At 69.8% G+C, this 25,232-nt stretch carries 20 protein-coding genes; 8 read left to right on the forward strand and 12 right to left on the reverse strand.

All coding sequences use genetic code 11. The features are described from left to right. The 3 genes from Aph01nite_RS35830 to Aph01nite_RS35840 form a co-directional block, all read right to left on the reverse strand. Positions 1-855: trypsin-like serine peptidase (locus Aph01nite_RS35830; RefSeq protein ID WP_239162237.1), on the reverse strand; the 855-nt coding region annotated here is incomplete at its 3' end. A 463-nt stretch (positions 856-1,318) separates the two neighbouring features. After that, the gene (locus Aph01nite_RS35835; protein ID WP_204045513.1) at positions 1,319-2,506 is read right to left on the reverse strand and encodes a trypsin-like serine peptidase; all 1,188 of its coding nucleotides are present in this window, start codon (positions 2,504-2,506) and stop codon (positions 1,319-1,321) included. Positions 2,507-2,605: 99 nt separating this feature from the next. Beyond that, complete coding sequence (locus tag Aph01nite_RS35840) at positions 2,606-3,682, reverse strand: trypsin-like serine peptidase (protein WP_204045514.1); 1,077 nt, start codon at positions 3,680-3,682, stop codon at positions 2,606-2,608. 189 nt (positions 3,683-3,871) lie between these two features. Between Aph01nite_RS35840 and Aph01nite_RS35845 the strand changes: the two genes are divergently transcribed. Then, a complete protein-coding gene (locus Aph01nite_RS35845; protein ID WP_204045515.1) occupies positions 3,872-4,366 on the forward strand; it encodes an SSI family serine proteinase inhibitor in 495 nt (164 codons plus the stop codon). A 77-nt stretch (positions 4,367-4,443) separates the two neighbouring features. Here the strand turns inward: Aph01nite_RS35845 and Aph01nite_RS35850 are convergent, their stop codons facing one another. Continuing rightward, positions 4,444-5,541, reverse strand: a complete 1,098-nt coding sequence (locus Aph01nite_RS35850; RefSeq protein WP_204045516.1) for a trypsin-like serine peptidase — start codon at positions 5,539-5,541, stop codon at positions 4,444-4,446. Positions 5,542-5,929: 388 nt separating this feature from the next. On the opposite strand from Aph01nite_RS35850, the gene Aph01nite_RS35855 reads away from it, so the two are divergent. The 3 genes from Aph01nite_RS35855 to Aph01nite_RS35865 all read left to right on the forward strand — a co-directional run bounded on the left by Aph01nite_RS35855 (position 5,930) and on the right by Aph01nite_RS35865 (position 8,710). Beyond that, positions 5,930-6,793: a hypothetical protein gene (locus Aph01nite_RS35855; RefSeq protein ID WP_204045517.1), complete on the forward strand. Its 864-nt coding sequence runs from the start codon at positions 5,930-5,932 to the stop codon at positions 6,791-6,793. A 95-nt stretch (positions 6,794-6,888) separates the two neighbouring features. Continuing rightward, positions 6,889-7,851 (forward strand): zinc-binding dehydrogenase, encoded by a 963-nt coding sequence (locus Aph01nite_RS35860; RefSeq protein ID WP_204045518.1) that lies wholly within the window; start codon positions 6,889-6,891, stop codon positions 7,849-7,851. Between the two features lie 19 nt (positions 7,852-7,870). Then, positions 7,871-8,710 (forward strand): oxygenase MpaB family protein, encoded by an 840-nt coding sequence (locus tag Aph01nite_RS35865; protein WP_204045519.1) that lies wholly within the window; start codon positions 7,871-7,873, stop codon positions 8,708-8,710. Here Aph01nite_RS35865 and Aph01nite_RS35870 read toward each other — a convergent pair. From Aph01nite_RS35870 to Aph01nite_RS35895, 6 genes are all read right to left on the reverse strand, one after another. Beyond that, complete coding sequence (locus tag Aph01nite_RS35870; protein WP_204045520.1) at positions 8,688-9,485, reverse strand: PadR family transcriptional regulator; 798 nt, start codon at positions 9,483-9,485, stop codon at positions 8,688-8,690. The genes Aph01nite_RS35865 and Aph01nite_RS35870 overlap by 23 nt on opposite strands. After that, complete coding sequence (locus Aph01nite_RS35875) at positions 9,482-10,282, reverse strand: DUF4097 family beta strand repeat-containing protein (protein WP_204045521.1); 801 nt, start codon at positions 10,280-10,282, stop codon at positions 9,482-9,484. The genes Aph01nite_RS35870 and Aph01nite_RS35875 overlap by 4 nt, the downstream gene beginning before the upstream one ends. A gap of 94 nt (positions 10,283-10,376) precedes the next feature. Continuing rightward, on the reverse strand, positions 10,377-10,553 hold the full coding sequence (locus Aph01nite_RS35880; protein ID WP_170317160.1) for a DUF6104 family protein: 177 nt from the start codon (positions 10,551-10,553) through the stop codon (positions 10,377-10,379). A gap of 74 nt (positions 10,554-10,627) precedes the next feature. Further along, complete coding sequence (locus Aph01nite_RS35885; protein WP_204045522.1) at positions 10,628-14,314, reverse strand: multifunctional oxoglutarate decarboxylase/oxoglutarate dehydrogenase thiamine pyrophosphate-binding subunit/dihydrolipoyllysine-residue succinyltransferase subunit; 3,687 nt, start codon at positions 14,312-14,314, stop codon at positions 10,628-10,630. A gap of 130 nt (positions 14,315-14,444) precedes the next feature. Next, positions 14,445-15,086, reverse strand: a complete 642-nt coding sequence (locus tag Aph01nite_RS35890; protein WP_204045523.1) for a B3/B4 domain-containing protein — start codon at positions 15,084-15,086, stop codon at positions 14,445-14,447. Positions 15,087-15,135: 49 nt separating this feature from the next. Next, positions 15,136-17,685, reverse strand: a complete 2,550-nt coding sequence (locus Aph01nite_RS35895) for a glycoside hydrolase family 9 protein (protein ID WP_204045524.1) — start codon at positions 17,683-17,685, stop codon at positions 15,136-15,138. 198 nt (positions 17,686-17,883) lie between these two features. Here Aph01nite_RS35895 and Aph01nite_RS35900 point away from each other — a divergent pair, with 198 nt between their 5' ends. The 4 genes from Aph01nite_RS35900 (at position 17,884) to Aph01nite_RS35915 (ending at position 22,110) form a co-directional block, all read left to right on the forward strand. Beyond that, positions 17,884-18,456 carry a winged helix-turn-helix domain-containing protein gene (locus Aph01nite_RS35900; RefSeq protein WP_204045525.1) on the forward strand — a complete coding sequence of 191 codons (573 nt, stop codon included), beginning with the start codon at positions 17,884-17,886 and terminating at the stop codon, positions 18,454-18,456. 175 nt (positions 18,457-18,631) lie between these two features. After that, on the forward strand, positions 18,632-19,903 hold the full coding sequence (locus Aph01nite_RS35905) for an MFS transporter (protein ID WP_204045526.1): 1,272 nt from the start codon (positions 18,632-18,634) through the stop codon (positions 19,901-19,903). Next, positions 19,900-20,955, forward strand: coding sequence for an MBL fold metallo-hydrolase (locus Aph01nite_RS35910; protein WP_239162238.1), 1,056 nt, complete (start codon positions 19,900-19,902; stop codon positions 20,953-20,955). Before Aph01nite_RS35905 ends, Aph01nite_RS35910 begins: the two co-directional genes overlap by 4 nt. Positions 20,956-20,970: 15 nt before the next feature. Next, positions 20,971-22,110, forward strand: coding sequence for a Fic family protein (locus tag Aph01nite_RS35915; RefSeq protein ID WP_204045527.1), 1,140 nt, complete (start codon positions 20,971-20,973; stop codon positions 22,108-22,110). On the opposite strand, the gene Aph01nite_RS35920 is transcribed toward Aph01nite_RS35915, so the two are convergent. Together Aph01nite_RS35920 and Aph01nite_RS35925 are read right to left on the reverse strand one after the other, a co-directional pair. Further along, positions 22,107-22,853, reverse strand: a complete 747-nt coding sequence (locus Aph01nite_RS35920; protein WP_204045528.1) for a PIG-L deacetylase family protein — start codon at positions 22,851-22,853, stop codon at positions 22,107-22,109. The two genes, Aph01nite_RS35915 and Aph01nite_RS35920, sit on opposite strands and share 4 nt — an antisense overlap. A 269-nt stretch (positions 22,854-23,122) precedes the next feature. Next, a partial coding sequence (locus Aph01nite_RS35925) for an ATP-binding protein (protein WP_204045529.1) occupies positions 23,123-25,232 on the reverse strand: 2,110 nt, incomplete at its 5' end.

Below are 25,232 nucleotides of genomic sequence, written 5' to 3' on the forward strand. Positions count from 1 at the left end.
CGCGAGGCCCTGGCCACCGACGTTGTCGCCGAGACGGCCGGCGTCAACGAACGCCCAGACGTAGTACTTGCCGTTCCAGGTCCAGCACAGGTACTTCTTCTCACGCCACTCGCGGGGGAAGTTGTCGTAGACAGCCTTCGACACTTCCTTGTACCCGCCCAGCACGGCGCTGCCGTCGTGCAGGCCCTTGACGCCGTTGTAGACGGTGACGAACGCGTAGTCGCGGTCGCCGTCCTCGTAGACGTCGAAGTCGTAGTGGGTGAAGGCCTGCTTGCCCACGTAGATGCCCCACGGGGTCTTGCCCTGGTAGTAACCGGGCACGAACACCCAGTTCTCCATGGTCGACTTGTTGCCCACCGTGTCGTAGACACAGGAGCCGGCGGTCGCGACAAGGTTCTTGTACGCGGCCTGGATCGACGTCGCGGTGCACCAGTGCGGGTTCTTGGCCTTCTTGTACCAGTAGTCACGGCCGGGCTTCTCGACCTTGACCCACTCGTACCCGTCGCTGAAGAACACCTTGCCCGAGGTCTTGGGCAGGTTGATGTTCTTCGACTTAGCGGCGGCCTTCTTCTCGTCGCCGATCGCCGGGACCACACCAGGCTTGCTGTCCGCAGCGGGACCGCCGGTCGAAATGTGCTTGGCGACAACCTTCGTCTCCACGTCGTACGGCGTGGCGGCGATCAGGTTGGCGGCAGCTTCGCCCAGCCAGAAGTTGGTGATCTCGTACGCGGCGAGACCGGTGTTGGCCAGCGGGGTGCCGACCACGTCACCGGCGGCCTGGGCAGGGGCGGCGAGGCCCGCGGCCAGGAGACCAGCGGTGGCGACAACGCCACCAAAGGCCAGAGTGCGCTTCATGGGGAACTCCTTGGTCTGTCGTGGAACGCCTCTTGCGTCCCATGCGTCAGGAAAGGGATAGCCCGGACCATATCGCGCAGATCTTGGTTGGATAAGACGATCAAAGAATCCAACCCATCACGCCTGGTAGTCGAGACATTTCCGTTATTGAGCTGACTGACGGAAAATGTCGGAGTTCGAAAGGGACCGGCGATGTTTGAGCAGCTAAATGGGCCTATGTGACCCTTCGGGCTTTCGGTACTCCTGGGGCCGGTGTGGAACGGGCCACAGAGGAGTGTGATGCAGATCACATCGTCCGGTAAATCGGCCATCACCCCTGGTCGCGCAGGGGGGCACTTTGGTTTACCGGGTTCGGAAGAAATTTTGGGGACAGAAAACGGACAAAACGAAGGGCCCGGCTTGGTGTGCGCCGCAGCCGGGCCCTTCGGTCCTAGGGGTTATACCGAGAGTTACGTGAGGGGAGTTACGCGATGGACCCCGACCAGAGGTTCGCCGCGTGCTTGTAGATGTCGTAGGTCTCGCCGTCGAAGTACGGCGAGAGGCTGGTGTCGATCCGGTCGTTTCCGTCGGTGTCGGAGACCGCGGCCGTGACGCCGTTCAGGAAGCCCCGGCGGGTGCTGTTGCTGTACTTGTAGAGCCACGCCGAGCCCGAGGAGCCCTCGCCGGTGAAGCTGCACTTGATGCCGAGCAGCTCCTCCGCCTTGATGGCCGCCGCCGAGGCGCCGAAGGTCTTGCCGTAGCACCACTTCTGGGTCTGGCCGGTGTAGGCGTAGTTGCCGTCCGGGTGCGACCCGCTCGGGTAGCCGAACACGTAGTCGGTGACGTTGCGCTTCTGGTTCCAGGCGATGCCCTGCCCGCCCACGTTGTCGCCGAGGCGGCCGGCGTCCACGAACTTCCAGATGTAGTACTTGCTGCCGACCTTCTTCGTGTAGTGGCTGACCACCCACGCGTTGCTGCCGTAGCTGCGGTACTTGTCGTACTCGGCCTTGGAGACCTGCTTCCAGTCGCCGTCGACCGGGCCGCCGCTGTGCGGGGCCTTCAGGCCGTTGTAGACCGTGACGAAGGCGTAGTCGCGGTCGAAGTCCTCGTACACGTCGAAGTCGTAGTGGGTGAAGGCCTGCTTGCCGACGTAGATGCCCCACGGGGTCTTGCCCTGGTAGTAGCCGGGCACGAAGACCCAGTACTTCATCGTGGCGGCGTTGGACTCGGTGTCGTAGACGCAGTGGCCGGCGGTGGCCACCAGGTTCCGGTACTTGGACTGGAGCGAGGTGGCGGTGCACCAGTGCGGGTTCTTGTCGGCGTCGAGGAAGAAGACCTTGCCGGTGGTCTTGGGCAGGTTGACGTTCTTGGACTTGGTGGAACCGGCGCCGCCGATGGGCTCGACCTTGCCGGCCTTGCCGTCGGCGGCGGGCCCGCCCTTGGACAGGTGCTTGGCGACGACCTTCGTCTCCACGTCGTACGGCGTGGCCGCGATCAGGTTGGCCTTGGACTCGGCGTACCAGAAGGCGACGACGTTCCAGGCGGCGATGCCGCTGCCGGCCAGGGGATCGGCGGCCACGTCGTCGGCGGCCGCGGCGGGGGAGACCAGGGCGGCGCTGAGTAAGCCTGCGGAGGCGGTGAGGAGGACGAGGTTCTTCGCACGGGTGTGCATGGGACTCCTTCAAGCCAGAGGGTGTGCTGGTGTGAAGGTATGCAGCTGTGCTTTCTAGTGGCTTGCAGACCACTTAACCGGTTAGCGCACGGGCACCGGTCAGCCGGTCGCCTGCTTCGCCGCCTCGTTGTACACGCGCTGGGTGACGGCGTTGAAGAAGGGCGTCGAGATCGCGTCCAGCCGCCCGTCGCCGTTGACGTTCCAGGTGAGACTGGTCACGCCGTTCAGGAAGCCGGTCTGCCTGGCCCGGTTGTAGTTCAGCACCCAGGGCCCGCCGCTGGCGCCCGCGGTGAACATGCACGACCGCAGCAGCACCCCGTGGCTCAGCAGGTACGTCGGGGCGGTCACGTACTTCCGGTCGGTGACCCCGCTGCACGTGCGGACGGTCTGCCCGCTGTACGGCCGGCTCCCGTCCGGATGCGCCCCCGCCGGGTAGCCGAACGCGTTCACCGCCAGCGACGTGCCTTTGGTCGCGGCGAATCGGAACGCGCCAACCTTGTCCTCCAGGCGCCCGGCGTCGGCGCGCTGGTAGCCACCCGAGGTGTTCTTCCAGGTGAAGCCGCGGTTCACGGTCACGAACGCGTAGTCGCGGTCGAAGTCACCCTTGCCCGGGTAGTCCAGGTGCAGGTAGAGCGTGTGCCCGACGTAGATCCCGGCGTTGGTGTCGCCGTTCTCGTACGACGGGATGAAGATCCAGTTCTCCACCGGGCGGTTCTGCGGCAGCGAGTAGCCGCAGTGGCCGGCGGTGGCCACCAGGTTGCGGTTCTTGGAGTGCACCACCGAGCCGGAGCACCAGTACTCCTTGGCGCCCAGCTTGAAGAAGACCTTGCCGACCATGGGCGGGTTCTGGGCCGCCTTCTTGCCGGGGGCCTTGGCCGTCCTGGCCCTCTTGCCGCCGGGCACGACCTCCGCGACCGAGGGGGCGGATCGGGTGCCCGCCGACGGCTTGGTGCTCGGCACGTACGTGCTGGCCTGGCGGAGGCGTTCCGGGGTCCAGTAGGCGGCGATGCGCTGCAGGTCCGTCGCGTTCGCGCCGAGCGCGTAGGTGATCACGTCGCTCGGCAGGACCGTCGCTTGGCGGGTCTGGGCCAGGGCCGGCGCCGAACTCACCAGCGATGTCGCGAGCACGGCGGCCACGCTCACGCCTAGGGCGCTGAGGGGGGTTCGCCTGGACATCGGGGGCCTTTCCGCTGGTGGTATCGATCGTAAGGGGTGATTTTTCCAGATCCACTGGCTTTCGGCACACCTTCTTGGCTGTCTCGTTATGAAACAAGGGGAACCGAACGGGACCGTACTGCGTCAGATTTCTCCATGGTGCGGAGTGGGCGCTTGATCGACCTGTGGCCGGGGGAGATCGTTGCGATCATGCGTCTGCCGCTCGGGGGCCCTCTTTCCGCCCTTCTCGCCGTCACCGTCATCGTCACCTGCACGGCGGCCACGCCGCCGCCGCCCGTCCAGGAAAACAGATCGTCCAACTCGACCTCTACCTCGACTTCGTCCTCTACCTCGTCATCGTCCTCGAAGTCCTACTCGTCGGGGAACTCGCGGCGGACGCGGGCCTTCGTGCTCAGCATCAAGGACGACTCGGAGTCGCCGCGCCGCCGTGCCACCGTGCTGCTGGCCTGCTCGCCGCCGCAGGGCTCGCATCCCCACGCCGCCGAGGCGTGCGCCAAGCTGGCCACCGTCAAGGGCGACATCTCCCTCCTGGACCCCGACCGGGACAGCGTCTGCCCGATGAACTTCGACCCGGTCACGGTCAGCGCCGTCGGCAGCTGGGACAACTGGACCCTCAGCTTCGAGCGCACCTACGGCAACGCGTGCGAGCTGCGCGCCATGACGGGCCCGATCTTCGACTTCTGACGCTCGGGAAACTCCGGGGGACACGGGAAAGGGGCCCGGCACAGGCCGGACCCCTTCCGTGGATCTCTATCGATGGATCACTGGGTCCACCGGTTGGCCGCGACCTTGTAGACGTCGTAGGTCTCGCTGTTGAAGTACGGCGAGGACAGACGGTCGTAGCGGTCGTTTCCGTCGGTGTCCCAGGCGATGCTGTTGACACCGTTGAGGTAGCCGGTGCGGCTCTTGCTCTTGTAGTTCAGGAGCAGCGGGCCGCCGCTGGCGCCCGCGGTCATCCCGCACTTGAGACCGATGTGCTCCTGCACGTTGTACTTGGCCGCGGCCGGCATGGCCGCGGTCTTGCCGTAGCAGAACTTCATCGTGCGACCGCTGAACGGACGGTCGCCGTCGGGGTGCGGGCCCGCGGGGTAGCCGAAGGAGAACACGGTGACCTTCGTGCTGCGGTTCCAGGTGAAGCCCTGGCCGCCCACGTTGTCACCGAGCCTGCCGACCGGCGTCTTGGTGATCTTGCCCTTCTCCCAGGAGACCTTGAACCCGGAGGCGACGTTGACGAACGCGTAGTCGTAGTCGTAGTCCTCCTTCACGACGAAGTCGTCGTGCGCCTGGTACCACTTGGCGGGGTAGATCCCGTACGGGGTCTTGCCCTCCCACGGCTGGTTCCCATCCCAGTACGACGGGATGAAGATCCAGTTGTCGTAGAACCGGTTGCTGGCGGGGTCGTACACGCAGTGTCCCGCGGTGGCGACGACGTTGCGGTACTTGCCCTGCAGCGAAGTACCCGAGCAGTACTTCCAGCTCTTGGGGTCGAAGGGGTTCTTGCCCGGCAGGGTGAAGAACACCCGGCCGACCGTGTTGGGCAGGTTGACCTGCTTGCTCTTGGTGGTCACCTTCGCCTCGCCGCCGATCGGCGGGACCAGGCCGGCCTTGCCGTCCGGCTCGGCGGCGCTGGGCCTGCCCGAACCCTTGATGGAGTTGCCCAGCTCTTCGGTGCGGTCCTTGGCCGCCCGAAGCCGCTCGGGCGTCCAGAACGAGGTGGCCGCGTCCGCGGTGGTGGTCGCCGCCGAGGCGGTGACGTCCTGCGGGCCGGTGGCCGCGGCGGAGGTGCTGGCGCCGACGACGCCGAACGCGACCAGCGCGCCGGCGACGGGGAGTGCGATGCGCCGTGCTCGGGAGATCAATGTGACTCCTTTCTTAACGAGTCCCGCGTGCTCGGACGGGCCGCGCGGTTGCCCACCAGGGCTGCCGACCGTCGCGGCGATCCACCTCACGCCTTTCTCGTTAATCAGCTGGGACGAATTGAGGGCACGTCCCAATTCAGAGGAAACGCATAGAACGTTAATGACCGCCCGCCGCGTTGGGCGCAGTTATAACGAGAAGGCTCTGCCTGGTGGCCCTTCCGTTATTCATAACCGCCGGTTATGAATTGTTCTCGCAGGTCGAAGGGCATGTGGAGAATCGGTTGACAAGTTATTCCAGGCCGGTCTCCATTGATTTCCATCCCGCCCGCAACAAGCGTCACATAAGTACGCGGTTGCCAGCCGGGCGCGCGGGGTTCATGATTTCGCTGTGGCAGGGTTCGACGTGATCGAGCAGCGGCCCTCACGGCGGCGCTGGATCGCGGGTGCGGTGGTCGCGCTGGCGGTGGCGATCCCGGTGGCGGGAGTGCTGTTCAGCCGGGACACCCGCACGCCCGAGCCGCCCTCGCCCACCCCGCTCCCCGAACTGTCCACGTTCCGGCCGGCGGCCAACATGGTCCACCCCGAGGAGACCGGCGAGGAGGTCAGGACCATCAGGGTCGTCTTCCCGGACGGCAGCCGGGCCAGGATCAGCTATCCGGCCGACCTGGGCCTGGCCGAGCTGGGCGTGCGGCCGTACGCGTCGGTGCTGATGGGCACGGCCTTCCGGGAGCTGATCGCGCCCTACCAGGGCGATGCCGAGGTGGTCGCGGGCGGGCCGATGATCCGGCGGCTGACGCCGGAGGTGACGCTCTGGCCCCGCCAGGTCGGCGGTGGCGGGCAGATCCTGCTGTACGGCTTCGACGACTGGCGCATCGCCGTACGGGACCAGCCGATGCCGCTCACCTTCGAGGAGCGCCTCGTCCTGGCGGAGAGCGTGCACGGCGAGGTGACGCCGGAGGGTTTCCTCACCTTCCGTACGGATCCGCCGGTCAAGCTGCTGGAGCCGGGGCGGGTGATGGCCGGGCAGCCGGTCGGCCCGCAGCTGTGGATCGGCGGCGGGATCGGGCCGCTGCTGGTGATCTCCCCCATGCCCGGCTGCGATCCGGGCTCCCGCGTCTCACCCGCCGTCACCCGCAGGTCGGGGGCGTTCGCGGTGGCGTGCAAGGGCGACTACCAGGTGGCCGCCTCGGGCAGGCGGGACTACGTGCAGCGGGCCGTCGATGTCATCCGGATCCGGCCCGAGTCTCGATGAGAAAGTCGTGATCTGGGCAGCCGCAGCAGCGAGTTACCTGAACGGCGGTGATGCGGCTGTCTATGGGACGGGTTTCTCGTCGATAATGTTCTGGCATGTTCGCTGTCACCGCTTCGCAGACCGATCCTGACAACCCGCTCAAGGGCCTGACGCTCGGCGAGCGCCCGGACCCGGCGGTCCCCGACGGCTGGACGACGGTCTCGGTCAAGGCCGCCGCGCTCAACCACCACGACCTGTGGACGCTGAAGGGCGTCGGCATCAGCCAGGACCGGCTGCCCATCGTGCTGGGCTGCGACGCCGCCGGGGTGGACGAGGACGGCCGCGAGGTCATCGTGCACGCGGTCATCGGCACGCCGGTGCTGGGCGACGAGACGCTCGACCCGAAACGTTCGCTGCTGTCGGAGGTGTACGACGGCACGTTCGCGGAGAAGGTCGCGGTGCCGCGCGGCAACCTGGTGCCCAAACCGGCCGGGCTGTCCTTCGAGGACGCCGCCTGCCTGCCGACGGCCTGGCTGACCGCCTACCGCATGCTCTTCGAGAAGGCCGACGTACGGCCGGGCCAGACCGTGCTGGTGCAGGGCGCGGGCGGCGGCGTGGCCACGGCGCTGATCGCGCTGGGGCGGGCGGGGGGCCTGCGGGTGTGGGCCACCAGCCGATCGGCGGACAAGCGCGAGCGGGCTCTGGAGCTGGGCGCGGACCAGGTCTTCGAGACCGGGGCGCGGCTGCCGGAACGGGTGGACGCGGTGCTGGAGACCGTCGGCCTGGCCACCTGGGACCACTCGCTCAGCTCGCTGCGGCCGGGCGGGCGGGTGGTGATCTGCGGAGCCACCAGCGGGCTGGTCGCGCCGACCAAGCTGGCGCAGGTGTTCTTCCAGCAGAAGTCGATCATCGGTTCCACCATGGGGACCCGGGAGCAGCTGGCCCGGCTGGCCGTCTTCCTGGACCAGACCGGCATCCGCCCGGTGATCGACCGGGTGCTGCCGCTGGACCGGGCCGAGGAGGGCTTCGCCGCGATGGCCGCCGAGAATGTCTTCGGCAAAGTGGTCTTCACCGTATAAACAGGCATAAAACAGGAGTATGGAGAGCGCGCGCGTCGAACCGTTCCGACCCGGCTCGCTGCTCTGGGACGGCATGGGCGACCGCCGCCTGATGCTGGTGCTCGGCGGCGCCCTGGTCATGCAGGTGATGCACCCCCAGATCGGGGCGGCGATCGGCCAGCAGTCGGTCTACCGCACCGATCCCTGGGGCCGCCTGGACCGCTCGCTCACCTCCCTGCTCACCTGGGTGTACGGCGGCCCCGACGCCGTCGAGGAGGGCCACCGCCTCCGCGCCCTCCACAAGGACATCAGCGGCACCGACGACCAGGGCCGGAAATATCACGCTCTGTCGGCGGAGCCGTACGCGTGGGTGCACCTGACCGCCTTCGAGCGGTCGGTCACCGTGGCCAGGTACTTCGGCGAGGAGCTCACGCCCGAACAGGAGCGGCGGACCTACGAGGAGATCAAGCAGCTCGGGCGCATCCTCCAGGTGCCGGAGCGCATGTTCCCGGCGACCGTGGCCGACTACTGGGCGTACTTCGACGACATGGTGGCCAACACCCTGGAGGACCATCCGACCGCCCACGACGTGCTGGACGCGGCCCGGCGCACGGTGGCCCCGCCGTACCTGCCGGGGGCGCTCAGGCGGCTGTGGGGGCGGCACGCGCTGGGGGCCAACCGGGTCAACCTCTTCCTGATCGTGGGCACGCTGCCCCCGGCCGTACGGGACAAGCTCGGCCTGGCGTGGACGGCGGCCGACGAGCGGCGGCTGCGCCGGCTCGGCCGGGTGGTCGCCACGGTCGCCCCCCGGCTGCCGGAACGGCTGCGCTACCTGCCGCTCGCCTACCAGGCCAGGGTCAGGAGTCGAAGCGCGCCTTGATCCGGGCCGCGGCCTCGTCCAGGATGGCCCGGCAGGCGGCCAGGTCGGCGTCGGACAGGCGGGTCTCGGCGGCGCCCGAGCGGATGTCGGAGACGAAGTCGGCCAGCGAGGCGCCCAGGGCGGCGTCGTTGCTGCTCGCCCGCTCCTGCGAGACCCCGCCGGGCCGGTCCGGGCCGAACGGGAAGCCCGTCAGCGACCAGGTCTCGGTCCAGATCCGCCGCCACTCGTTCTTCCAGCGGTCCGTCTCGCCCTTCCACTGCCGCTTCTGGCGGTTCCACTCGTCCCGCTGCTGGTCCCGCTGCCGCCGCCACTCGTCCCGCTGGTCGCGCCAGGCGTCCCGCATGTCCCGGGAGTCGCGGGAATCCCTCGCGCCGCTTCCGGCCTCGGGAGCGATGTTCCTGGCCATCTGCGTGAGCTCCTGGCGGAGCGAACGGACCGTCTGGCGCACGTCCTCCTTGACCTCGCGGGCGATGTCCTGCACCGAGGCGGTGATCTCCCGCTCCAGGTCGGCCAGCTCGTCCATGCGGTCGGACAGTTCCTCCCGGCCCTGGTCGGTCAGCGTGAAGACCTTCTTGCCCTCCACCACCTCGTGGGTGACCAGGCCCTCCTCCTCCAGCCGCGCCAGCCGGGGGTAGATCGTGCCGGGGGAGGGGGAGTAGACGCCGAGGAACCGGTCCTGGAGCAACCGGATCACCTCGTAGCCGTGCCGGGGGCTCTCCTCCAGCAGCTTCAGCAGGTAGAGCCGGAGCCGGCCGTGCCCGAAAACTGGACTCATGCCGCTGTTTCCTTACTTAGCAGGGTGATCTCCCCCGAGACGGTGGTGGCCCGGAGCGAGGCCATGCCGCCGCCCAGCCGGCCCGACAGCGAACGCTGCCCGGGGACGCTGCCGTTCACGAGTCCGGGGAACTCGCTCTCCAGCACGCCGGAGGTGGATCTGAGGGACACGTCCGTCTGGACCGTACGGGGAAGGCGGACGAACACCGAGCCCGAGATGCTGGCGAACGTGACGTCGCCGGTCGGGGAGAGATCCAGGTCGGCGGTGATCCGGCCGGTCACCGTCTTGGCGCGCAGCCGGTGCGGCACGCCGTCGGCCACGGTCAGCTCGCCCGAGACGCTGGTGAAGGTCAGATCCCCGGCCAGCGCCCGGCTCTCCACCGTGCCGGCCACGGTCTCGGCGGAGATCTCGCCGCTCACGCCGTCCAGCACGATGTTCCCGGACACGCTCTTGACCTTGGTCCGGCCCTCGAAGCCGGCCAGCACCGCGCCCGCCGAGATCACCCCGGCCTGCACCGGGCAGTCCTTCGGCACGGTCAGGGTGATCGAGCAGCGCCGGTCCTGGGTCCGGAGCCAGCTGAGCACGCCGTCCCAGGTGAGGTCGCCGTAGCTCACGGTCAGCCGGCCCTGTTCGTCGTGCTCGACCACCAGCGGCGCGCCGCCGATGTCGCTCACTTCCAGGGTGGGCGGGCCATCGCTGGCCAGCACGGCCAGGTGGCCCGCGACGATCCGCACCGACAGCCCGGTGACCGGGCCGAACGTCAGCTGCTCGGGTTTCTCTATGGTCCAACGAGGCATGGCGCATGGCCTTTCACGCGAACATCTCTAAAGACACGATATGTCGCGTTAGCCGAAAGTCAAGATGTATCGCGTTATCCCGGGACGGGCCCGCTCACTCGTCCTCGTCGTCCAGACGGGCCAGCCAGGTCGCCAGACGCTCGATCGGCGTCTCGAAATCGGGGTTGAGGTCGACGAACTCGCGCAGCCGCTCGGCCAGCCAGAGCATCGCCACCTCCTCCTCGCCCCGGCGCTCGACCAGCTCCTCGATGCCCCGGTCGGTGAAATACACGGTGTCGCCTCACTATCCGCTATACGGAGAAGTCCCCCGCAGCCCGGGCCGCGGGGGACTTCCCAACAGACCTGCTACCCGAAAATCTCGTCCACGATCGCGGCGAGCTCGGCGTCGTGCGCGGCGTGCGAGCCCGCGGCCGGCGACGAGTTCGGGGTCCGCGACACCCGGCGCAGGCGGCGGCCCGCCAGCGCGTCCGGCCGCTCGGTCAGCTTGAGCGCGAGGTACGGCCACGGCCCCATGTTGACCGGTTCGTCCTGCGTCCAGACCAGCTCGACATCCGGCGCGTACCGCGCCAGCTCGGCCTTGAGCGGGTTCTCCGGGAACGGGAAGAGCCGCTCCAGCCGCACGATCGCCACGTCCTGGCGGCCCGACTTGGCGCGGGCGGCGGCCAGGTCGTAGTAGATCCGGCCCGAGCAGAGCACCACCCGGGTGACCTTCGACGGGTCCACCGTCTCGTCCCCGAGCACCGGCCGGAACGCGCCGGAGGTGAAGTCGGTCGTGGCCGAGGCCGCCGCCTTGGCGCGCAGCAGCGACTTGGGCGTGAACACGATCAGCGGCTTGCGCCGGTCCGACAGCGCCTGCCAGCGCAGCAGGTGGAAGTAGTTCGCCGGCGTGGTCGGCTGCGCCACCGTCATGTTGTCCAGCGCGCACAGCTGCAGGAACCGCTCGATCCTGGCGGAGGAGTGGTCCGGGCCCTGGCCCTCGTAGCCGTGCGGCAGCAGCAGCACCACCGACGAGCGCTGGCCCCACTTCTGCTCACCGGACGAGATGAACTCGTCGATGATCGACTGCGCGCCGTTGACGAAGTCGCCGAACTGCGCCTCCCAGAGCACCAGCGCCTCGGGGCGGACCACGCTGTAGCCGTACTCGAAGCCCAGGGCCGCGAACTCGCTGAGCAGCGAGTCGTAGACGTAGAACTTCGTGGTGCCCTCGTTGAAGGTCTTCAGCGGGGTGTGGTCCTCGCCGGTCACCCGGTCCACCAGCACCGCGTGCCGCTGGCCGAAGGTGCCCCGGCGCGAGTCCTGGCCGACCAGGCGGACGGGGTGGCCGTCCAGCAGCAGCGAGCCGAAGGCGAGCGCCTCGCCGGTGGCCCAGTCGATCGCGTCCTCTTCGATCATCGAGCCGCGCTTCTGCAGCACCGGCGACAGGCGCGGGTGCACCGTGAAGCCCTCGGGCAGGTTCAGCTGGGTGTCGATGACCCGCTTGACCGTCTCCTGGGAGATCGCCGACTTGACGTCGTCGTGCGACCACGGGATGGCCTCGTCGGCCGGGGGCTTGACCACCGCGCCCGGCTCCAGCGGCTTCTTGGACGCCTCACGGGTCTCGGTGAAGGCCCGCTCCAGCTGCTCCTGGTAGTCGCGCAGCGCCTGCTCGGCCTCCTCGACCGAGATGTCGCCGCGGCCGATCAGGGCCTCGGTGTAGAGCTTGCGGGTGGAGCGCTTGGCGTCGATCAGGTCGTACATGAGCGGCTGGGTGAAGCTCGGGTTGTCGGCCTCGTTGTGGCCGCGCCGCCGGTAGCAGATCATGTCGATCACGACGTCCTTGCGGAACGCCTGGCGGTACTCGAAGGCCAGCTTGCCGACCCGGACGACGGCCTCGGGGTCGTCGCCGTTCACGTGGAAGATCGGGGCCTGGATCATCTGGGCCACGTCCGTCGCGTACACCGACGAGCGGGACGAGGCGGGCGAGGTGGTGAAGCCCACCTGGTTGTTGACCACGATGTGCACGGTGCCGCCGGTGCGGTAGCCGCGCAGCTGGGACAGGTGCAGCGTCTCCGCCACCACGCCCTGGCCGGCGAAGGCCGCGTCGCCGTGCACCAGCACGGGCAGCACGGTGAAGCCCTCCTCGCCGCGCTCCAGCAGGTCCTGCTTGGCGCGCACGACGCCTTCCAGGACCGGGTCCACGGCCTCCAGGTGCGACGGGTTGGCCACCACCGAGGCGGTGATCTTGTTACCGCCGGGGGAGACGAAGTCGCCGGTCGCGCCGAGGTGGTACTTCACGTCGCCGGAGCCGTGCGCGGAGCGCGGGTCCAGGTTGCCCTCGAACTCGCCGAACACCTGCGCGTACGACTTGCCGACGATGTTGGCCAGCACGTTCAGGCGGCCCCGGTGGGCCATGCCGATGACGACCTCGTCCAGCTCCTCGGCCGCCGCCGAGCAGATCACCGAGTCCAGCAGCGGGATCAGCGACTCGCCGCCCTCCAGCGAGAAGCGCTTCTGCCCCACGTACTTGGTCTGCAGGAAGGTCTCGAAGGCCTCGGCGGTGTTGAGGCGGCTGAGCACGTGCAGCTGCTCTTCCCGGTCCAGCCGGGCGTGCGGCTTCTCCACCCGGGCCTGGATCCAGGCCCGCTCCTCGGGGCCCTGGATGTGCATGTACTCGATGCCGACGGTGCGGCAGTACGAGTCGCGCAGCACGCCCAGCACCTCGCGCAGCGTCATCAGCGGGCGACCGCCGAAACCGCCGGTGGGGAACTCGCGCTCCAGGTCCCACAGGGTCAGGCCGTGCTTGGTGATGTCCAGGTCGGGGTGCTTGCGCTGGCGGTACTCCAGCGGGTCGGTGTCGGCCATCAGGTGGCCGCGCACCCGGTACGCGTGGATCAGCTCGATGACCCGGGCCGACTTGGCCACGTCGTCGTCGTGCGTGGCCGACACGTCCTGGGTCCACCGGACCGGCTCGTACGGAATGCGCAGCGACTCGAAGATGTCGTCGTAGAAGCCGTCCGCGCCCAGCAGCAGCTGGTGGATCCGGCGCAGGAAGTCGCCCGACTGGGCGCCCTGGATGATCCGGTGGTCGTAGGTCGAGGTGAGCGTCATCACCTTGCTGATGGCCAGCCGCGACAGGGTGTCGCCGGAGGCGCCCTGGTACTCGGCCGGGTACTCCATCGCGCCGACGCCGATGATCGTGCCCTGGCCGGGCATCAGCCGCGGCACCGAGTGCACGGTGCCGATGGTGCCCGGGTTGGTCAGCGAGATCGTGGTGCCCTGGAAGTCGTCCACGCCCAGCTTGCCGGCCCTGGCCTTGCGCACGATCTCCTCGTACGCCATCCAGAAGTGCTGGAAGTCGAGGGTGTCGGCCTGCTTGATGGACGGGACCAGCAGCTGCCGGGTGCCGTCGCTCTTCTGCACGTCGATGGCCAGGCCCATGCCCACGTGCTCGGGCTTGATCAGGGTCGGCTTGCCGTCCACCTCGGCGTAGGCGTGGTTCATCTCCGGCATGCTCTTCAGCGCCCGGACGATCGCGTAACCGATCAGGTGCGTGAAGGAGATCTTGCCGCCGCGCCCGCGGGACAGGTGGTTGTTGATGACGATCCGGTTGTCGATCAGCAGCTTGGCCGGGACCGCGCGCACGCTGGTCGCGGTCGGCACCGCGAGGGACGCCTCCATGTTGAGGGCGGTCCTGGCGGCGGCGCCGCGCAGCTTCTCCTCCTCCGCGCCCGCGGGCACGGGAGTCGCGACCTTGGGGGCCGCCTTCGGCGGAGCCGTCTCGGCCGGCTTGGGGGCCGCCTTCGGGGTCGCCTTGGGGGTTGGAGCCGCCTGCGGGGTCGGGGTTACGGGAGCGGCGGCAGGGGTGGCGCCGTTGGGGGCTCCCGGGGGCGGGGCTGTTGTCTTCCCCGTCCCGTTGTAATCAGCGAAGAAGTGCCACCAGGCCTTGTCCACCGACTCGGGATCCTGGAGATACTTCTGGTACAGCTCGTCGACAAGCCACTCGTTTTGCCCGAAGCTTGTCAGCGGGTTTGACCGCGACGACTCTGACGACACGGCGGAAATCGCCCTCTTCCGCAGATCGGCGTTGATGTTAAGAACCTGTCCAAGGCTACTCGCCCACGATAGTGAGGCGCGCCCCCCTCACAGCCTATGGGCTATCTCCCTTGGGGCGTCGCAAACCCTCTCAGGCCAACAAGCGGATTTCGGTCCGCACTCCTGGGGTGATCTGGCCCAGCAGATTCACGAGTTCGTCGCCCGCGCCGGTCAGTTCCCCGATCGACATCGGTTCCAGGCGCTCCAGCAGGAAGACCGCGTCCACGGTCTGTTCGGTGATGCGGGTCCGCACGCACTGCCGCCAGTTCCAGCGGCGGCAGGTGACGCCCAGATCGTCCCGCCAGACCACCTCGCCGATCTCCGGCTCGCCCAGGACCTCGTCCGACGGCTCGTCCCCGGCGGCGCGCACCAGCCGGGCCGGGCCCGCGTAGTGCCCGGCGTCCTCGCCGCCGACGGGCAGCGCGTGCCGTACGGACACGGCGTTGTACGCGTCCACGACCAGGTTGATCTCGGGGAGCGGCATGCGCCGGATGAGGGCGTCCACCGAGGGACGGGTGCGCTGGGGCTTGGCGCCGAAGGCGCGGTAGGCGGCCCGCCACGCCTCGATCTTCTCGTGATCGAGCGGTACGGCCTCCGCCGCCGCCTCGGCCAGCCAGGCCCGGGAACGTTCGTCGGAAGGGCCGTTGCGCAGCCCGTACGCGCCGATGACGAGCACGGCGAAGTCGGGCCGCAGGTCGCGGACGCGGTCGTCCACCCAGATTTCCTCGATCACACCGACCAGGGTAGGGCCCGCGGCGCAACGGCCGCGGGCCCCTGGTCCGCTACTTACAGGCCGACCCGTTGAGAGTGATCAGGTCGGGGACCGGGTTGGCGCCGGGGGCGCTCTTGGCGACGAAGCCGAACTTCACCGTCTTGCCCGGCTTGATCTGCTTGTTGGAGTGGGTGTTCTTGGCGGTCACGGTCGCGCCGCTCTGGCTGTGGTCCGCGCCCACGGAGGCCAGCACCTTCTGGCCGCCGAGGAAGGACCACACGAGCGACCAGCCGTTGATCGTGCTGGAGCCGGTGTTCTTGACGGACACCTCGGCCGCGAAGCCCTGCGAGACCGAGCCGAGGATCTTGTAGTCCACGTCGCACTTGCCGGGCGACGTCACCGAGCCGTCACCCTGGTCGGCGATGAACGCCGAGAGCTGGGAGAGCGGCGCGTTCCAGTTGATGGTCAGCTCGTTGGTGGACCAGGACTCGATGTCGTCGATGTAGCAGAACTGCGGCTTGCAGCCCTGCAGCTTGGACTGCGCCACCGGGTCCTGGATGGAGGAGTTCGGGCCGCCGGACAGGGTGCCGCGCGGCGGGTTGGGCAGGTCGGGGTTGAGCTGGCGGGCGTACCAGCGGCTGTGCTGGTTCTTGGAGGCCACCTCGCCGTAGCCGGTCACGTACGACTGGTTGAGCGCGTTGCGACCGAGGATGTGGTCCATGGCCTCCAGCACGCCGTCCAGGTACTTCTTCTGGCCGCTGATGTCGTACGCGGCGGCCATGACCGCCATGTTGTTCAGCACCAGGTTGTTGGAACCCCAGTCGTAGACGTTGTCGGCGGGCGCGTACGGCACGCCGTACGGGTGGGCCTTCAGGGTGGCCAGGTACTTGTCGGCGCCGGCCAGGACCGAGGCGCGCACGGCGGCGCGGCCGGGCAGCGCGTTCGGCACGGTGGCCAGGTCCAGGCGGCCCAGCTGGGCGGTGGCGGCCCAGTCGAAGCCGCGCTCGCGCCAGACGTCGGCCGCGTGCAGCGGCGAGGCCAGGATGTAGTCCTTGTACTCCTTCTCGCCGGTGCTGATGTAGAGCTCGGCCGCGGCCCAGTAGAACTCGTCGGTCACGTTGTCGTCGCTGTAGGTGCCGCCGCCGTTGCCGTCGGCGGGGGAGGCCAGCACGGCCGGGTTGGCCTTGGCGGCCGTCCACGCCTTCTTGGCCGCGGTCAGGTTTCTGGCCGCGAAGGCCGCGTCGTACGGGGCGAACAGGCGGGCGGCCTGGGCGGCGGTGGCGGCCAGGTTGAGGGTGGCCGCGGTGGAGACCGGGTGCAGCTCGCGCAGCTGCGGGTCCACGTGCGGCAGCAGCGGCAGGCCGGTCCAGTTCTGGTCGTGGATCTTGTGGTGGGCCATGCCGTCGGGACGCTGCATCTTCAGCAGGAACTCCTGCTCCCAGCGGGCCTCGTCGAGCACGTCGGGCACCGGGTTGCCGCTCTCCGGGATGTTGAGGCCGCCGATGGGCTCGGCGGTGGCGGCGTTTTTGGTGCGCTCGAAGGTGCTCATCACCTGCCAGGCGCTGATGCCGCCGTTGACGACGTACTTGCCGTGGTCGCCGGCGTCGTACCAGCCGCCGGAGACGTCCAGGGAGTAGTCGCAGACGCCCGGCTGGCAGGGCACGCTGGTGTCGCCCCGGTTGGGGGCGACGCCGATGTGACCGGCGGGGCGGCCGTAGCCGGGGCGCAGCGCGTCGTCGATGGCGATGCCGCTGCGCTGGGTGTAGTAGAACTTGAGCGCGTCCAGCTTGAGCTGGTCGTACGCGGTGGCCGAGATGTCGAACGGGCGGCTGGTCTCCCCGTCGGCGGTCAGCGTGAAGCCGGTGCCGGTGCGGGTGTAGGCGCCGAAGTCGATCGAGTGCACGTTCTGGCCGGAGGAGGCGTCCACGCCGCGCGGGGTGGTCTTGCCCTGCGCGACCACCGTGCCGCCGGAGTTCTTCAGCTGCCAGGGGAGCCAGCTGGCCGCGGTGGTCACGACGGTGGCGTTCTTGGGACCCTTGGGCAGGTAGGCGACCATGTTGACGCGGACGCGGGGGCCGGTGTCGGGGACGTACACCTCGGGCTCGGCGCCGCCGGTGAGGGAGACGTTGTCCAGGCAGAACCGCCACGGGGTGGCGCTGCCGCCGATCTGGAAGGCGACCTGGCCGTTGGGCAGGTCCACCGGCGAGGTGAAGGTGTAGTCGTAGGTGTTGCCGGAGACGCTGAGCTCCGGGTTGGCCGCCAGGTACGCGGTGAACGGGTCCACCGGCAGCTGGACGAGGGCGCGGACCACCCGGGCGGGGGTGGCGGTGGCGAAGAAGGTGTAGGCGTAGGTCTCACCGGCCACCAGGGGGATGTTGTCCAGGCCGATGATCGCGTCCCAGGGGTTGACGGTGCCGCCGGGGACGTCGGCGCAGAGCCGCCCGTTGTCGATGCCCACGGTGAGGTTGCCGGTGTTCCACCAGGGCGCGGTCGTGGTGTCGAACGTGCCGTTGGAGATCTGCTCGGGTCCCTCCGCGTGGGCGGCGGTGGGGGTGAGCGCGGTCACGAGCAGGGCTAACGCGGAGAACGCGGCTAGGGCGTGTTTCAGGGTTGGTCTCAAGGTGCACCTCGGTTGCGGGGGCCGGCCGTGCTGGGAGGTGGGAGCGCTCCCATAACTGTGGGTTCATCGATGTTTCCAACACGTTTCCGGGTAGTCAACGCGTCGGTTGCCACGGTCCACCGTGACCGGCCGATTCCCGCTTCGGGCCATGAAAGTTTCACGATTGCAAAGAATCATTTGCAAAGGTATCTTTGCGATATGGACGAGGTGTATCACGTCACCGACCCGCGCACCCTCAAGGCGGTCGCGCATCCCCTCCGGGTCCGGCTGCTCGGCGCGCTGCGCGTCGACGGGCCCGCGACCGCCACCGAACTGGCCCAGCGCTTCGGCGAGAGCTCCGGCTCGACCAGCTACCACCTGCGCCAGCTGGCCCGCTTCGGCTTCGCCGAGGAGGACCCCGCGCCGCGCGACCGGCGCGAACGCCGCTGGCGGGCCCGGCACCGGTACACCTCCTGGAACAACGCCGAACTCGGCGCCACCCCCGAAGGGCGCGAGGCCGCCGCGTTCATGCGCCACCGCCAGCTGGAGATCATGACCTCCGACATCGACGCCTTCCACCGCGAACACGACACCTGGAGCTACGCGTGGATCGAGGCGGCGGGCATGTCCGACCAGGTCGCCCGCCTCACCCCCGCCTCCGTCGTGACGCTGTACGAGCGGGTGGCCGCCCTCATCGACGAGATGTCCGAACTCGACGAGGCGGCGGCCGGCGCCGAACAGGTCCACATCTACCTGGGCGCCTACCCCCGCCACCCCGACTCCCCCCGCTGACGCCTCGGGAAGCGTTTGCCCGTCCCCGACATCCCATTCCGGAGGTTCCCGCTCGTGTTCGCCGACGTGAGCCGGAGGCGCTTGCCCGCGCCACCCCGGCCTTTCGCTGATCCGAGTTCCGGGGCACTGCCGCCGCCGGCCGGAGTTCGCTGACCCCCTTGGAAGGCTGACTGTTATGTCCCCTCGATCGATCCGATGGCGGATGGTCGTCGTGTGCTTCCTGGCCTGGTTGCCGCCTGGCCTGATGATGGCGCCGCAGGTGCTGCTGATGACCTCACGCGGGGTCAGCTTGGCCGAGGTCGGGGTGATCTTCGCCATCTACGGGCTGACCGTGACCGCGCTGGAGCTGCCCACCGGAGGGCTGGCCGACGTGATCGGCCGCCGGGTGGTCGTGGTGGTCTCGGCGGTGTTCACGGTGGCCGGGCTGAGCGTGCTGGCGTTGGCCCACTCGGTGGGCTGGTTCATCGTGGCGATGGTGCTCAAGGGCATCGCCAGGGCGCTGTCGAGCGGGCCGGTGGAAGCCTGGTTCGTGGACGCGCTGCACGAGGCCGAAGGGCCGGACGCGGATCTCAAGCCGGGACTGGCGGCCGGGTCCGTGGCCAGTTCCGTCGCGCTCTGCGGCGGGGTGGTGGTCGGCGGGCTGCTGCCGCTGATCGTGCCGGGGGCGGGGCTGGCGGCGCCGATCTGGGCCGGGGCGGGCGCGGGCGTGCTGCTGCTGGTGGCCGCGGCGGTGGCGCTGCGGGAGCCCCGGCGCGCGCGGCGGCTGTCCGCGGGTGCGGTGTTGCGCGGGGTGCCGGTGGCCGTGCGGGCCGGGTTCGCGGTCGCGGTGCGGGATCGGGGAGTCGGGCGGCTGCTGCTGGTGGCCGTCGGGCTCGGCGTGATGCTGAACGCGATCGAGATGCTGACGCCGGGCCGGCTGGCCGCGCTGACCGGGGACGTGGAGACGGGAAGCACGGCCTACGCGGCCGTGGCCGCCATCGGGTTCGCGGCCAACGCGGTGGGCGGATCGCTGGCGCCCTGGTTCGCCCGGCGTTTCGCCACCTCCGAGAGGGCCGCCGTCGCCGGGACCGTGGTGACGGCGGTCGCGGTCGGTGGCCTCGCCTGGTCGGTCGTCCTGATCGGAGCCGCCGGAATGATCGGTGCCGGGTCCGGATATGTCCTGATCTTCGCAGGGCTTTCGCTGAGCGAGGTCATCCGGATGGACCTGCTCCATCGCCGGGTGGCGTCCGGCACGCGCGCCACCGTGCTCTCGGTGAACTCGCTGCTGCTCCAGGCCGGCGGCACGGCATCGGCGGTCGCCCTCGGCGCGTTCGCCGCCGCGGGCGGTGTCGGCTGGGCGTGGGCGGTCTGCGCCGCCGTGACCCTCCTGCTCGCATTGCTGTACGTGCGTCTTCCCCCACCCCGAATAGAAGGATGTTCTACCAAGGAGGCACAATCGACGGCGTGACCAAACTGGCGAACCCCGCGAACCCCGCGCAACGGGATGCCTGGCTCGACAAACGACTCCCCGCCGTCGAGCAGGTACGGCCCGGCCTCTGGTCGATCCCCGTACCGATCCCCATCAACCCGCTGCGCTACGTCATCGTCTACGCCCTCGAACACCCCGGCGGCGTCACCCTCATCGACGCGGGCTGGAACACCGACGAGGCGTACGACGCGCTGGCCGCGGGCCTGGCCCTCGCGGGCTACCAGATGAGCGACGTTCAGGCCGTCCTCGTCACCCACATTCATCCCGACCACTACGGCCTGGCCGGGCGCATCCGCGAGAACACCGGCGCCTGGATCGGCCTCCACCCCGCCGACGCCCGGCTCCTCCACGACCGCTACGACGACTCGGCCATCGACCAGCTGATCGCCCGCGAACGCGCCCTCCTGCTCCGCTGCGGCGTCCCTGGCCTCACCGCCCAGGAACTCGCCGGCGCCTCCATGATGATCAGGCACATGGTCGCCATGGCCGCCCCCGACCGCCTCATCGAGGACGGCCAGCACCTCGACATCCCCGGCTGGGACCTCCAGGCCCGCTGGACCCCCGGCCACTCCCCGGGCCACCTCTGCTTCGCCGAACCCACGCGCCGCCTGCTCTTCTCCGGCGACCACGTCCTCGCCAAGATCACCCCCATCGTGGCCGTGCACCCCCAGTCAGCCCCCAACCCCCTCGCCGACTACCTCGACGCCCTCCACGCCATCGCCAAACTCGACGTCACCGAGGTCCTCCCCGCCCACGAGTACCGCTTCACCGACCTCGCCGCCCGCGTCGACTCCGTCGTCGGCCACCACGAGGACCGCCTCACCGAGGTCGCCACTACCGTCGGCCAGTCCGACGGCATCACCTGCTGGGACCTCGCCTCCCGCCTCACCTGGTCCCGCCCCTGGGACACCATCCCCCCCTTCATGCAACGCTCCGCCAACAACGAGACCCTCGCCCACCTCGTCTGGCTGGAACTCAAAGGCCAACTAACCCGCACCTCCGGCGAACCCGACATCTGGCGCCGCCGTTGACGCGATCATTCATGGGTGCTGTTTCCGACCCCCGCACTCACCCCTGACGACGATCGAGTCGTGGCCGACATCGAGACGATGCGGCAGGAGCTACGTCACCAGTTGAGGAGCGCGTCGGCCGAGTGGGCCGAGCGACTGCGGAAGTACCTCACGGCCGACGCCGTCGCGGCCTCGAACTTCATCGAGGGATTTCGCGTGTCCACGGTGGACGTGGAGGACCTCATGGACGGTGAGCGCGACGTCGAGGTCTCGGAGGTGAACCGCGAGGAGACCCTGGCGTACCAGCGGATGATGACCTACATCCAGACGCTTCATGACGCGCCTGACTTCTCCTACGGCAAAGGGCTGCTGAACGGGCTGCACTGGATGCTTCAGGGCCACCGCCACAGCGTTCGCAAGCCGGCGGGGCAGTGGCGCCGGGGTCCCGTGTATGTGACCGATCCGCGTGATCCCAGCATCGCCGCGTATACGGGTCCGGACGCGGGCGAGGTTCCGGCACTGATGGCGGAGTTGGTCGACTGGCTGAACGCGGACGACCGTACCCATCCGCTAATTCGTGCGGCTATGGGGCATTTGCACCTGGTCTCGATTCATCCGTGGGCGGATGGGAACGGGCGGATGTCCCGGTCGTTGCAGACTCTGATGATCGCGCGGGAGGGTGTGCTGGCCCCGGAGTTCTCCTCCATCGAGGCCTGGCTCGGGCGTCCGGGGAACACGTGGGAGTACTACCGGGAACTCGCGCAGCGCGGCCCCCGCTACCTGCCCGACCAGGACGTGTCCGGCTGGATCCGGTTCAACCTCGTCGCGTACCACCAGCAGGCTCAGACGGTTCAGGGCCGGGTCGACCGCTCGCGGGTCGTCTGGGGAATTCTGTCCGATTTCGCGGAGAGCACCGGCGCTGACGAACGGATCGTCGCCGCCCTCTACGAGGTGGCGATGTTCGGCCGTGCCCGCCGGTCACGCTACGAGCACGCCGAAGGGCTCAGCCTCCAGCAGGCCCAGCGCGACCTGCGCGATCTGGTCACGGCCGAGGTCCTCACCCCCGTCGGGCGTACGCGCGCCCGTACCTATCTCGCCGGTCCGCGCTTCCCCGAGCGTGCTCTGGAAGCGGCCCGTACGCCCATGACGCTGACCCACCCGTACCAGCCCGTCTAGACGGCGGCTACGAAGTATTCGGTGGACCACCAGGAGCGGTAGGTGGGTTCGCCGAGGAGGGTGATGAGGGGGGCGGTCTGGGAGTGGTGGGCGCGGAGGGCTTCGTATTTGCGGGTGAGGGTGGGGCCTGCGCAGTGGACGGTGTGGGCCAGGTCGGGGGTGGGGGTGCAGGGGGCGTCGGCGGGGTTGGGCCAGAGGCCTGCGGTGGTGTTGACGGTGTGCCAGGTGGAGTGGAATTCGGGGGTGACGGTGGCGTACCAGAGGCGGGGGTGGCGGCCGGTCTGGTGCCAGGCGCGGGTGACCCAGCGGGAGATGGCGCGGTGGTCGGGGTGGCCGGTCATGCCGTCGGGGCCGAACGTGACGATGAGGCCGGGGCGTACGGCGTCGATGAGGTCGGCGATCTGGGTGGCGCCGTGGTGGTCGGAGATGGTGGCGAGGGTTCCGTCCCGATGGTCGAGCCAGTGGTGTTCGGTGATGTCGAGGACGGCGAGGCTGGTCGCGAGTTCGCGTTCGCGTAAGGGGGCGAGCCGCTCGGGGGGCCAGGTGTCCGGGTCGGGGGTGCCGTGTTCGCCGCGGGTGGCGGTGACGACGGCCACGCGGTGGCCGGCCGCGCGGGCGTTCATCATGAGGCCCGCGGCGAGGTAGGCCTCGTCGTCCGGGTGGGCCCAGACGCTGAGGACGGTGCCGAGGTCGGTCATGGGTGTGGCGGCCGTGACCGGCCGGTGATCTTCGTGGGTACGCATGGGTTCAGGAGAGCCGACTCGTCTTCCCCGGGTCTTCCCTGGGGGAAGGTCGGGAGAAGGGTGTGCGGTCAGAGTGCGGGCGGACATTCGTTTCGCCCGCGGGGACGCGGGTCGTACACCACGGGGAAGAACGTCATCACGCTGCTGGATCTGGGCGCGACGTCGCCTAAGGTTCCGGCCGCCGCGGTGTGGGCTGCGCTCGGGGTGGGCGCGGTCGTGGCGGTTTTTCGTCAGTCGATGGGGCGTGTCCTGCTTGCCGGTATGGCGGCTTATGCGTTGGTGGCGCTGGTGGTGGGCTGAGACAGGCCCTCCTGGAAGAGCCGGCAGCGTTGGGCGTCCAGGGGCTGGCCGATGGCGGTGAAGATGCGGTGGGCCTGTTCCAGGAGACGAGTGGCGGTGTTCTGGTCGTTTTCGGCGACGGCGAGGTGGGCGCGGGCCTCGCAGACGGCGGCCTGCCAGGCGGTGCCGTCCCAGAGCTGGGCTGAGCGTTCGGCGATGGCCAGGTGGCGCCGGGCGGCGGGGAGGTCGCCGGCGTCGGCGCAGGCGGTCGCGGCGGGGACGGCCAGCATCACCGCGCAGAACGGGCAGAATTCCGAGTCGCTGAGGGTGGCCTCGGCGCGGACCACGACGTCTCTGGCCGCCTCGGGGGTGTCGGCGGCGGCGATGAGGGTGCCGTAGACGCGCTGGAGCAGGTGCCGGGCGATGGCGGACCAGCGGGCCAGGGGCAGGGCCCGTTCGCAGAGTTCCCTGGCCAGGGCCCGGTCGCCGCGGGCCAGGTGCACTTCGGCGAGGCGTTGCAGGCAGTGCGCCTCCCCGGACCGCGCGCCGATGTCCTGGTGCAGGTCGGCGGCCTCGGCCAGCTCCGCCTCCGCCAGGGCGAGGTCCCCGGAGAGCAGCGCGGCCTCGCCGAGCAGGGCGGAGGCGAACGCGACGGCCCGCAGCACACCGGAGCGCCGCGCGGTGTCGCGAAGCACCCCCGCCAGCTCGATGACGCGCGGGTACGGCATCGGCCCGTACAGAAGGTATTCGGCGACGCACAGGTGGGAGTCGAAGACGGCCGTCGCCACCTGGGGGGAGTGCTGGCCATACCGCAGTTCGAGGCCGAGGCGTTCGAACCATTCGCCGCGGCTGTGCGCGACCAGGCCCTGGAGCGAGACCAGGTCGAGCAGGCGATCGTTCTCCTCCCCGGCCGCCATGAGTTCGCGGGCCCGCTCGGTCACCCGCCAGGCGGCGTCCAGGTCGCCCTGGAAGTAGGCCAGGTTGCCGCGCGCCAGCAGGATCGCCACGTCGTTCGGTCCGCCGTTGAGATCGAGACCGGCCAGGGCGTCCGCGCCGGTGGCCAGGTCGCCGGAGAGCGTGGCCGCCCGCGCCAGCCCGGCCCGCGCCCGCCGCCGCAGCTCCCCCGAGCCCACCCGCACCGCGTCCCGGTACGCCTCCACCGCGCCGGGATCCCCGAGCGAGTCCAGCAACTCCCCGCGCAGCACGGCCGCCTCCACGCGCGCCCGGCCGGTCGCGTGCCCCCGGGCGGCGTCCAGCAGCACCAGCGCGTCCCGGTACGCGCCGACCGCCGCCTCGGTCTTCGCCGCCGCCACCAGATGCGGTACGGCCTCACGCACCGCCCCCGCCGCGACCAGATGATGCCCGACCCGGGCCGGCGAGGCCCCCAGGTCCCCGAGCCGCTGCGCCGCGTCGCGATGCAACCCCGCCAGCCGCTCCGGCGGCAGCCCGGCCACCAGTTCCTCGCGCAGCAGCGCGTGCCGGAACCGGTACCCCGTCTCGGCGCGCTCGATGACCCGGGCCGACAGCGCCGACTGCAACTGGGCGTACGCCTGCTGATCGGGGAGGCCGGTCAGCGCCACGAACTCGTCGATGTCGAACGCCAGCCCGGCCACGGCCACCCGGGTGAGCGGCTCCCGCGTGCTCGCCGGCAGGCGCCCGGTCAGCAACCCGTCGGCCGGTGGCGGGGGAGAACCACTGCCCGCCGCGGCGCGGGCCAGCTCGGCGGCGGCGAACGGCAACCCCGCCGACAACCGCCAGATCCGCTCCACCGCCCCGTCCGCCAGCCCGGGGGCGACCGCCCGGACCAGGGCCTCCGTCGCGGATCGCGCCAGCGGCGGCACGGGCACCCGTACGGTTCCCTCGCGGCGGGTCAGGCTGGTCTCGAACTCGGCCAGCGGCTCACGCTCGGCGCCGTCGCGGTGCGCCACCACGAGCGCGACCTGCTCGTGCCGGGTGGCCCTGGCCAGGTAGTGCAGCAGCCGCAGGCTCCCGTCGTCGGCCTCGTGCACGTCGTCCACGAACAGCGCGACCCCGGACCCGGCCGCGGCGACGCCCAGCAGCGCCCCCGCGGCCACGAACAGCCGCTGATGCCCGCGATCC

Source organism: Acrocarpospora phusangensis, from assembly GCF_016862995.1.
In the GTDB taxonomy this organism is placed as follows: domain Bacteria; phylum Actinomycetota; class Actinomycetes; order Streptosporangiales; family Streptosporangiaceae; genus Acrocarpospora; species Acrocarpospora phusangensis.